Below are 9,611 nucleotides of genomic sequence, written 5' to 3'. Positions count from 1 at the left end.
GATTACATCGAGATGTTCTATAACCCTAAGCGTCGACACAGCAGTGCTATGCAGCTGTCTCCAGTAGAGTATGAGAAACGCTATTTCCTGAGCTTGGAGAGTGTCTAGGAAAGCAGGGGCGATTCAAGTTGCCGTGCTGCAAGGACTGCAGGTAGGCCAGCGGGTGGTGGCATCGGGTCAGTTCCTCATCGACTCCGAGGCCAGCCTCAAGGGCATTGAGGCCATGACCGCGCAGGAATCCCCATCTGCACCAGCACTGCCAGCACTGCATGAGGCAGACGGACGCATCGTGCAAATCGAGGGCAATCAGCTGACGATCGCTCACGGTCCCTTCCTCACCCTGGGCATGCCTGGCATGACCATGACCTTCCCCGTGTCTGATCCAACGCTGATTGTCGGGCTGAAGTTGGGCCAACGTATTCGCTTCGGAGTCCGCGAGCGGGATGAGGGCATGGTGATCGAGCAGATCAATGCGCTGGAGAGTCAACCATGATCGCGAAACTGATTCGCTGGTCGGTGGGCAACCGAGTGCTGGTGATGCTCGCCACACTGTTCCTGGTGGCCTGGGGCGTGTTCTCGCTGCGCAGCCTGCCGATCGATGCACTGCCGGACCTGTCGGACGTGCAAGTGATCATCCGTACCTCCTACCCAGGTCAGGCGCCACAGATCGTCGAAAACCAGGTCACCTACCCGCTGACAACCACCATGCTCTCGGTACCGGGGGCCAAGACTGTGCGCGGCTTCTCGGCCTTCGGTGACAGCTTTGTCTACGTGCTGTTCGAGGATGGCACCGACCTGTACTGGGCACGCTCGCGGGTACTGGAGTACCTGAGCCAGGTGCAGTCGCGCTTGCCGGCGTCGGCAAAGCCGGTGCTCGGGCCGGACGCTACCGGCGTGGGTTGGATCTATCAGTACGCGTTGGTCGACCGCAGTGGTGGGCATGACTTGGCGCAATTGCGCAGCCTGCAAGACTGGTTCCTGCGCTTCGAACTCAAGACCTTGCCGGATGTCGCTGAAGTGGCGAGCATCGGCGGCATGGTCAAGCAGTATCAGGTGGTGCTTGATCCGCTGCGGATGGCCAGCCTGGGCATCACCCAAGGGGAGGTGTCGGACGCTATCGGAAAGGCCAACCAGGAAACCGGTGGCGGCGTGCTGGAACAAGGCGAAGCCGAGTTCATGGTGCGGGCGTCAGGGTATTTGAAGACGTTGAACGACTTCCGCGCCATTCCCCTGCGCCTGGCCACCAACGGTGCGCCGGTGACACTCGGCGATGTCGCCACGGTGCAACTTGGCCCAGAAGCGCGTCGGGGTATCGGCGAGCTGGATGGCCAGGGCGAGGCCGTTGGCGGAGTGGTGATTCTGCGCAGTGGCAAAAACGCCAGGGAGGCCATTGCCCACGTCAAGGACAAGCTTGAAGCGCTGAAAAAGAGCCTGCCCAAGGGCGTGGAGATTGTCACGACCTATGATCGCAGCCAACTGATAGATCGCGCTGTGGACAACCTCAGCCACAAGCTGATCGAGGAATTTATCGTGGTCGCGCTGGTGTGTGCGGCGTTTCTCTGGCACCTGCGCTCGTCGCTGGTGGCAATCGTCTCGCTACCGGTAGGGGTACTGATCGCTCTGATTGTCATGCGCCATCAAGGCATCAACGCCAACATCATGTCGCTTGGCGGTATCGCAATCGCCATCGGTGCGATGGTCGATGCTGCCGTGGTGATGATCGAGAACGCACACAAGCGAGTCGAAGCCTGGCATGCACGCAACCCGGGGATGTCGCTGCGCGGCGAGCAGCACTGGAACGTGATGACCGAGGCGGCGGTCGAGGTGGGGCCGGCGCTGTTCTTCAGCCTGATGATCATCACTTTGTCGTTCATACCGGTGTTCACCTTGCAGGCCCAGGAGGGACGACTGTTCGCCCCCCTGGCGTTCACCAAGACCTACGCCATGGCAGCTGCGGCAGGGCTGGCGGTGACCCTGGTACCCGTGCTGATGGGTTACTGGATTCGCGGCCCTCTGCCAGCAGAGGAACGTAACCCGCTCAACCGTGGACTGATCCGTCTGTATCGGCCTGCGTTGGAAGTGGTGCTGCGCCGGCCCTGGATGACACTGGTTGGCGCGCTGGCGATCTTGTTCAGCAGCCTGTGGCCATTGAGCCAGCTGGGTGGGGAATTCCTACCACCGCTGGACGAAGGTGACCTGCTGTACATGCCCTCGGCCCTGACAGGCCTGTCGGCGCAAAAGGCCTCGGAGCTGCTGCAACGCACCGACCGGCTGATTCGTACCGTGCCCGAGGTCGCCAGCGTGTTCGGCAAGGCTGGTCGAGCCGAATCAGCGACCGACCCGGCGCCGCTGGAAATGTTCGAAACCATCGTGCGGCTCAAGCCGAAAGATCAGTGGCGTCCGGGCATGACCACCGAAAAGCTGATCGAGGAACTCGACCGTACGGTGCGGATACCGGGCCTGACCAACATCTGGATTCCACCGATCCGTAATCGTATCGACATGCTGGCCACCGGCATCAAGAGCCCAATCGGCGTGAAAGTGGCGGGCAGCGACCTGACGCAGATCGACCGCACGACCCAAGCCATCGAGCGAGCCGCCAAAACCGTGCCCGGTGTGACCTCGGCACTGGCCGAACGTTTGACCGGCGGCCGTTACATCGATCTTGACATCGATCGCCAGACTGCATCGCGATATGGCCTGAACATTGCCGATGTACAGGCCATCGTCGCTGGTGCCATTGGTGGTGAGACCATCGGCGAGACGGTCGAGGGCCTGGCGCGCTACCCGATCAGCGTGCGCTACCCCCGCGAATGGCGCGACTCAGTCGAAGCCTTGCGCCAACTGCCGATCTACACCGCGCAAGGCGGCCAGATCACTCTCGGCACCGTGGCCCATGTGCGCATTACGGAAGGTCCGCCGATGCTCAAGAGCGAGAACGCCCGCCCATCCGGTTGGGTATACATCGACGTGCGCGGTCGTGATCTGTCCTCTGTGGTCGCCGACCTGCGCCAGGTGGTGAGTCGCGAGGTGAAGCTCGATCCTGGCATTAGCCTGAGCTATTCCGGCCAGTTCGAGTACCTGGAGCGCGCCAACGCACGTCTGGCCTGGGTGATACCGGCGACACTGGTGATCATCTTCGTGCTGCTCTATCTGACTTTCGGCCGCCTCAGCGAGGCGCTACTAATCATGGGCACTTTGCCTTTTGCCCTTACCGGCGGCGTGTGGCTGCTGTACCTGATGGGCTTCAATCTGTCGGTGGCCACCGGTGTGGGCTTTATCGCCCTGGCTGGGGTCGCGGCGGAGTTCGGGGTGATTATGCTGATCTACCTGAACAACGCATGGACCGAGCGACAGTGCAATAGTGAGCGCACGCAACTGGCGCTACTGGAAGCGATCCGTGAGGGCGCGGTGCAACGCATCAGGCCCAAGGCGATGACGGTGGCGGTGATCGTCGCAGGCCTGCTGCCAATTCTCTGGAGTGATGGTACCGGCAGCGAAGTGATGAGTCGCATCGCCGTGCCCATGGTGGGCGGCATGCTGTCCGCCCCCCTACTCTCTCTGTTCGTTATACCTGCGGCGTACTGGTTAGTCCGGCGCCGTAACCTCGCAGTAACCAATGGTTCCAAACCAGGAGAAACCCGATGAAAAACCTATACCTGAGCATCGTACGGATGCTGGCCTTTGCGACAGATCATCTGCGTCCGCATTCAGACTATTAATTGTGCTGAAGAACATCTGCGCACTCGGCGCCAAAGTACCGATCTTGTATGCATACAAACGGCGTTGAGAGCGGCCTACTCCCTTTGGTTATCAGCGGGGTAGCTGCACGATGTCTCCGTGCTTGGGCAATCCGATCGAGATGAGCGCGGCGGCCAATACGAAAATGCTGGAAACCCACAGGCAGGCCTCCAGGCCATAGGCTTGGAACACCCAGCCCGACAGCAGCGTGCCGACCAGCCGCCCTAGCGCGTTGGACATGTAGTAGAAGCCTACGTCCAGGGAGACACCGTCTTCCTTGGCATAGCTGACGATCAGGTAGCTATGCAGCGAGGAGTTCACCGCGAACAGCACACCGAACAGCATCAGCCCACCGAGCAGCACTACCTGCGCCGACCAGCCTGCTGATAGGCCCACGGCAATAAGCGCAGGCAGTCCGGCCAGGGCGAGCGCCCAGATGAAGGCCGCTCGGCCGTCCGGCACATGACCACGCTTCTTGCCGGTGATGTGAGGAGCAAACGACTGGACGATGCCGTAGCCAATGATCCACGCGGTGAGGAAGCCGCCGACCAGCCAGAAGTCCCAGCCAAACGCGGTGCTCAGGTACACCGGCAACGCCACGACGAACCAGACGTCCCGGGCACCAACGAGAAACAGCCGTGCGGCCGAGAGGATGTTGATGGCTCGGCTCTTGGACAGCATGTCGCGGAACTTGGGTTTGGCCTTGGCTTTGCCCAAGTCCTTTTTCAGCAGCACCAGACTGCCAATCCAGATCAGGGCCAGTACCGCCGCCATGGCCAGCACCGCCAGGGCGAAGCCGAGCAACGCGAGCAGTGCTCCGCCGAGGAAAAAGCCCACGCCTTTGAGCGCGTTCTTCGAGCCCGTCAGGATGGCCACCCATTTGTAGAGCGTCCCCTGTTGGCTGTCCGGTACCAGGAGCTTGATGGAGCTCTTGGCGCTCATCTTGTTCAGGTCCTTGGCGATGCCGGACAGTGCCTGGGCGGCCATCACCCACGGCACCGTCAGCCAGGCTGCCGGTACCGTGAGCATCAGCAAGGCCACGACCTGCATGCCCAGGCCGATGTTCATGGTGCGGTTGAGTCCCAGGCGGGCGCCGAGGTAGCCGCCCACCAGGTTGGTGATCACGCCGAACACTTCGTAGAACAGGAACAGCGCGGCGATCTGCAGCGGCGTGTAGCCCAGCGAATGGAAGTGCAGCACCACCAGCATGCGCAATGCGCCGTCGGTGAGGGTGAAGGCCCAGTAGTTGCCGGTAACCAGCAGGTACTGACGCACTTCCGCAGACAGGGCTGACAACGCCTTCATGATCGCTGTTTACTCCGCTGCGCCGACCAGGCGGGCCAGTTCCGCTGCACGGTTGGCGTAGCCCCATTCGTTGTCATACCAGGCGTAGAGCTTCACCTGAGTGCCATTGACCACCAAGGTCGACAGCGCGTCGATGATCGAGGAACGCGGATCGGTGCGGTAGTCGATGGAGACCAGTGGACGCTCTTCGTAGCCCAGGATGTCTTTCAACGGGCCTTCGGCCGACGCCTTCAGCAGCGCGTTGACCTCTTCAGCCTTGGTCTCACGTTCCACTTCGAACACGCAGTCGGTCAGCGAGGCGTTGGCCAGCGGTACGCGCACAGCGTGACCATTCAGCTTGCCGCGCAGCTCGGGGAAGATCTCGGCGATCGCGGTGGCCGAACCCGTGGTGGTTGGGATCAGGCTCATGCCGGAGGCTCGGGCGCGGCGCAGGTCCTTATGTGGCCTATCGAGGATGCTCTGGGTATTGGTGAGGTCGTGGATGGTGGTGATCGAGCCGTGGCGGATGCCCAGGTTCTCGTGAATCACCTTGACCACCGGGGCCAGGCAGTTGGTGGTGCACGAGGCGGCGGTAACGATGCGATGCTGCGCCGGGTCGAACAGGTGCTGGTTGACGCCCATCACCACGTTCAGTGCGCCTTTCTCCTTCACTGGAGCGCAGACCACCACGCGTTTGACGCCCTGATCCAGATAGGCCTGGAGCACGGTTAACCCGATGAAGAAGCTACTGATCAGCGCTGGCCTAGTGTTCGCCGTTGCGGCGGCGGTGCAGGCCCAAGACATGAATGGCATGGATATGAAGAATATGCCCATGGAAGGCAACGAGACCCAAGGCAGCCAGGCGGCTCCGACTGCATCGGCTGAGGGAACCATCAAAGCTTTGGAACCAGGTAAAGTTACCTTGGCGCATGGACCAGTATCAGCCCTGAAATGGCCGGCAATGACCATGGGCTTCAGCGCTACCGAGCAGCAACTCAAGGGACTCAAGGTAGGCGACAAGGTCAGCTTCGATTTCCGAATGAATGGGGGCACAGCGACGATCGTAGGTATTCGCAAGCAGTGACGGGTTGACCCTGCCTATTAGAGCTGATAGGCAGGGTCATCTAGCCAAACTTTGGAAAAAGTGCTGCCGCAATTCCTGACCGCGCCGCCTTCAGCTCTGTGCCTCGGGACGCTAGTTGGTCTTTGCGCTCTGTAGCCGGGATGCATTCAGATCAGAGTAGTAGCTGACGTTTGAGCAGAGATCTTCGTGCATCACGATCTATATGGGTCGAAAGCGGACAGGGCATCGCAAAGTCATCCAACTGCCTGAGTTATCCGAACGCCAAAAAAGGATTCCACCGAGCTTGTCGACAAGAAAAACCGCGACAACTCAGAGTGTTATCCGAGCAAACAGACTTTGGATACCCTATTCCCGCTAGAAACACTGCCGCTGAAACCCTCCTGGCATGTAGCTCCTTCGTCCTACGCTTCAGCCTCTATGACCCCCACCCAACCTTTCGCGCAGGTGCGGAACGAACCTAGGCGTAACGCGGGTATAAGCTTCGTAGGCAGCGCCAAACTGCTTGTGCATTTCCCGCTCTTCGGAAACCGCCAAACGCCCGTACATCACCAGCAACACCGGGAACATTGCCAGCGTCAGCAGCGTCGGCCACTGAAGGAGAAAGCCCAGAAGAATCAGCACAAATGCCACGTACTGCGGATGTCTGATCCAGCCATATGGCCCGACCGTTGCAAGTGAATGGCGGCGTTGCGCGTGATATAGCACGTTCCAGGCGGCAGAAAGCAAATAGAAGCCGAAACCCAGGAATAGGTAACTGGCAATGTGCAAAACACTGAAGTGTGGGTTGCCCTGGTCACCGAGCAACGTCGACCACAGATGGCCGGATTCGTGGGAAAGCAGATCAAGGTTGGGGAACCTGGCCTGCAACCAGCCTGACAACAGATAGATCGTCAGGGGGAAGCCATACATTTCCACAAACAGGGCAACGATGAAGGCCGAGAATGCACCGAAGCTCCTCCAGTCTCTCGCCGTTGCCGGCTTGAAGAAACTGAAGGCAAACATGATGAAGATCGCGGAGTTGATGAAAACCAGCGACCAGAGGCCATACGCGCTTTCACCATGATTCATGATGGATCTCCCGGCTTATGGATATCAGCCTTATCGGAGGGGGCCGGTTTGCTCTGGCCCTGGTGATGGTGTCCCCCATGCCCTCGATGCATGAAGACATGCATCAGCGGACAGGCGAGCAACAACAGATAAGGCAGGGCTCCAACGACATGGGCAAGGTGCTCGGTGAGCAGGAAGTAGACGGCGACCCCGCCGATTACCACCAGGCCGATTGCGTAGCGTGAACGCCAGAAACTGGGTGGTGAGCCGTTTTCATCGAAGTGAGGGTTCATAGCGACTCCTGGGAAAGGAGATGGGTTACTTCGATGCAGCAGATGGCATGCGGTCCATCATCATCTGCATCATCGACTCCATCATGTCCATGCGCTTTTCCATCATCTGGTGGCGGGCGGCCATATCCCCGCCCATGCCGCCATGCATGCCCCCCATTTCAGGCATGCCACCCTCCATGGACTTCATCATGGCCATGCCATTTTTCATCAGCGCCATATGCTCGGCCATCAACGCCTGACGGGCTTCCGGCGTTTTGGCTGCAGCCATCTTTTCGTGCATGGCTTGCATGGCCTTCATTTGCTGGTCCATCGCCGCCATTTGCCCTTTGTCCATAGGCTGAGAAGGCGTCTTCTCGGTAGCCGCCGCGCTTGGCGCATCGGCCGGCTGATGTGTCGAGTGTTCATCGGTGTTTTGCGCCATGGCGCCCACGGACGCTGCGGCCAAACAAAGTCCGATCAGTAAATTGCGAACGTTGTTCATCATCATCTCCTTAGCACTGTTTTAAAGCCGGATGCCTTGGTCTGGGCGCCAGGCCTCACCTGGCACGACAAGCAAATTACTGCGCCGGCGTGAATGCTCATTTTTCGCCTCGTGCTCGGGTTGTACACCGACGGGCTAATGGGCACTCGGCGGCTCGAAGCTGATCCCGTTTGGCCCGGCGCCAACCTTATGGGTAGCAACGACCTTACGGCTGCTCGTATCGATGACAGATACGGTGCCCGCTTCAATATTGCTGACAAACACATAAGCGCCGTCGCTGCTGATGGCCACACCATGGGCACCCTTGCCGGTGGTCACGGTGCCCAGGCTGCTACGCGTCTGGAGATCTACGATGGAGACTCGGTCGTCCGGATTATGGCCGCTGCCCTGATTCGCGACATAGACCTGGCGACCGTCAACGGTGGCCATCATCTGGATTGGCGTGCGGCCAACATCAACCTTGCTGATCACCTTGCGTCTGGCCGTGTCGATGATGCCAAGCTGATTTGTCGCACTAAGCGAGACGAATGCCAGGCGACCGTCAGGGGCAAAGCCGACCTGGACAGGGCCTTTGCCCACGGGAATCTGCGCGGTTTCTTTGAGTGTGACGACATCGATAAGCGATACGCTGTCGCTCTTCATGTTCGCGATATAGAGTGTCCGGCCATCAGGGCTCAAGCGCAGCCCATGGGGATAACGCCCAGTTGGAATACCGGGCAACTCGATTCGCTGCTCAAGGTCAAATACTCGCACCTGGTTGGCAGCGGAATCGGTCACAAAAGCTCGCAGCCCGGTGACGTCGGTGACCACATGAGCCGGGTGATTGCCTGCCGGGAAGCTGAACGGTGGCCTGTCCAGCGCGCTGGTACTGAACACCAGCAACTGCCCACCGAGCTTTTCACCGCTCGAATGCCCCGCATGTCCAGCCACTCCAACAACCAGAAGCAAGCTGCCGTCGGGCGAAACCTGTAGGTTGTGGGGTGCGATCGGCAATGCGACCGTGCTCACATCACCTGTCGCAAGATTTACCTGGCTAATGGAAGCGGACCGTTCATTGGCCGTGTAGACGTTACCCGTAGGGTTTGCCATGACCAGCCCCAGAGGGATGAGCAGGGATATCCCCAAGGCCATAGAACTAAACCGCTTGGCAGTCATCATTGTGAATGAGCTCCAACGAGGGGCCGGGGTATGTGAGCCAGGCTGGCCTATACATTTACTCAAGATAAACACCAATCGCGAAGCATTTTCTTGATCAGCGTCAACGTCCACGGCTTGACTCGGCGCTGGGTGATCGAAGGCCGTCCATTTCTTGGGGAGTATTGCTGGCTATCCCGACCCGGAGTCAGTCGACATCAGGCTGTATATGAAGAAACCGCGCCATGAAACATGGCACGGCGGCTTGCCATCTAAGCGGAAACGAGACTTAGCGACTGACTTTGGTTGGGTAACCAAGCGCCTGGACCAGTGCACCGACGCGTTCCGCCTCGATGTTGCTTTGGACACTCACTGTACCGGCAGCACGATCAACGATCACCTTCGCGTCGCCATCGGCAGCCTGGATGGCCTTGGTGATCTTGTTGACACAACTGCCACATCCCATACCGGAAACTTCCAAAACGAACATAGCGGGCCTCTCATGCTGGTACGGCTTTTCTCGCCGCATTTACAGCTTCAACCTTGA

At 59.5% G+C, this 9,611-nt stretch carries 9 protein-coding genes and 2 pseudogenes; 4 read left to right on the top strand and 7 right to left on the bottom strand.

The genetic code is table 11. From position 1 onward, the window contains the following. The 3 genes and pseudogenes from WM94_RS29390 to WM94_RS19170 form a co-directional block, all read left to right on the top strand. A partial coding sequence (locus WM94_RS29390; protein ID WP_135192744.1) for an IS3 family transposase occupies positions 1-108 on the top strand: 108 nt, incomplete at its 5' end. Between the two features lie 16 nt (positions 109-124). Further along, positions 125-493, top strand: a pseudogene (locus tag WM94_RS19175) (copper-binding protein); the annotation flags it as partial. Next, positions 490-3,648, top strand: coding sequence for an efflux RND transporter permease subunit (locus WM94_RS19170; protein ID WP_004574058.1), 3,159 nt, complete (start codon positions 490-492; stop codon positions 3,646-3,648). The pseudogene WM94_RS19175 and the gene WM94_RS19170, both read left to right, overlap by 4 nt. 165 nt (positions 3,649-3,813) lie before the next feature. Here WM94_RS19170 and arsJ read toward each other — a convergent pair whose 3' ends face one another. Continuing rightward, positions 3,814-5,046, bottom strand: a complete 1,233-nt coding sequence (arsJ, locus tag WM94_RS19165) for an organoarsenical effux MFS transporter ArsJ (RefSeq protein WP_061551905.1) — start codon at positions 5,044-5,046, stop codon at positions 3,814-3,816. A gap of 9 nt (positions 5,047-5,055) precedes the next feature. Further along, a pseudogene (locus WM94_RS19160) lies at positions 5,056-5,757 on the bottom strand (type I glyceraldehyde-3-phosphate dehydrogenase); the annotation flags it as partial. A gap of 4 nt (positions 5,758-5,761) precedes the next feature. On the opposite strand from WM94_RS19160, the gene WM94_RS19155 reads away from it, so the two are divergent. After that, positions 5,762-6,109 carry a copper-binding protein gene (locus WM94_RS19155; RefSeq protein ID WP_004575958.1) on the top strand — a complete coding sequence of 116 codons (348 nt, stop codon included), beginning with the start codon at positions 5,762-5,764 and terminating at the stop codon, positions 6,107-6,109. Between the two features lie 408 nt (positions 6,110-6,517). Here the strand turns inward: WM94_RS19155 and WM94_RS19150 are convergent, their stop codons facing one another. The 5 genes from WM94_RS19150 to WM94_RS19130 all read right to left on the bottom strand — a co-directional run bounded on the left by WM94_RS19150 (position 6,518) and on the right by WM94_RS19130 (position 9,554). Beyond that, positions 6,518-7,177, bottom strand: coding sequence for an isoprenylcysteine carboxylmethyltransferase family protein (locus tag WM94_RS19150; RefSeq protein WP_010955869.1), 660 nt, complete (start codon positions 7,175-7,177; stop codon positions 6,518-6,520). Next, the gene (locus WM94_RS29385; protein WP_082810601.1) at positions 7,174-7,449 is read right to left on the bottom strand and encodes a DUF2933 domain-containing protein; all 276 of its coding nucleotides are present in this window, start codon (positions 7,447-7,449) and stop codon (positions 7,174-7,176) included. Before WM94_RS29385 ends, WM94_RS19150 begins: the two co-directional genes overlap by 4 nt. 25 nt (positions 7,450-7,474) lie before the next feature. Next, entirely contained in the window at positions 7,475-7,930 is a 456-nt protein-coding gene (locus WM94_RS19140) for a hypothetical protein (RefSeq protein ID WP_061551907.1), read from the bottom strand. Positions 7,931-8,065: 135 nt separating this feature from the next. After that, a complete protein-coding gene (locus WM94_RS19135) occupies positions 8,066-9,088 on the bottom strand; it encodes a cytochrome D1 domain-containing protein (protein WP_061551903.1) in 1,023 nt (340 codons plus the stop codon). A 265-nt stretch (positions 9,089-9,353) separates the two neighbouring features. Beyond that, on the bottom strand, positions 9,354-9,554 hold the full coding sequence (locus WM94_RS19130; RefSeq protein ID WP_004575963.1) for a heavy-metal-associated domain-containing protein: 201 nt from the start codon (positions 9,552-9,554) through the stop codon (positions 9,354-9,356). Between the last annotated feature and the right edge of the window lie 57 nt (positions 9,555-9,611).

The organism is Pseudomonas sp. ABFPK, assembly GCF_001586765.1.
Taxonomy (GTDB): domain Bacteria; phylum Pseudomonadota; class Gammaproteobacteria; order Pseudomonadales; family Pseudomonadaceae; genus Aquipseudomonas; species Aquipseudomonas asiatica.
Note: the sequence above shows the minus strand (reverse complement) of the source record. Positions and strands in the feature narration are given on the sequence as shown.

Coding starts and splice junctions, on each gene's coding strand:
- WM94_RS19130 (WP_004575963.1), bottom strand. CDS start 9,554: ATGTTCGTTTTGGAAGTTTCCGGTATGGGATGTGGCAGTTGTGTCAAC.
- arsJ (WP_061551905.1), bottom strand. CDS start 5,046: ATGAAGGCGTTGTCAGCCCTGTCTGCGGAAGTGCGTCAGTACCTGCTG.
- WM94_RS19170 (WP_004574058.1), top strand. CDS start 490: ATGATCGCGAAACTGATTCGCTGGTCGGTGGGCAACCGAGTGCTGGTG.
- WM94_RS19140 (WP_061551907.1), bottom strand. CDS start 7,930: ATGAACAACGTTCGCAATTTACTGATCGGACTTTGTTTGGCCGCAGCG.
- WM94_RS19135 (WP_061551903.1), bottom strand. CDS start 9,088: ATGATGACTGCCAAGCGGTTTAGTTCTATGGCCTTGGGGATATCCCTG.
- WM94_RS29385 (WP_082810601.1), bottom strand. CDS start 7,449: ATGAACCCTCACTTCGATGAAAACGGCTCACCACCCAGTTTCTGGCGT.
- WM94_RS19155 (WP_004575958.1), top strand. CDS start 5,762: ATGAAGAAGCTACTGATCAGCGCTGGCCTAGTGTTCGCCGTTGCGGCG.
- WM94_RS19150 (WP_010955869.1), bottom strand. CDS start 7,177: ATGAATCATGGTGAAAGCGCGTATGGCCTCTGGTCGCTGGTTTTCATC.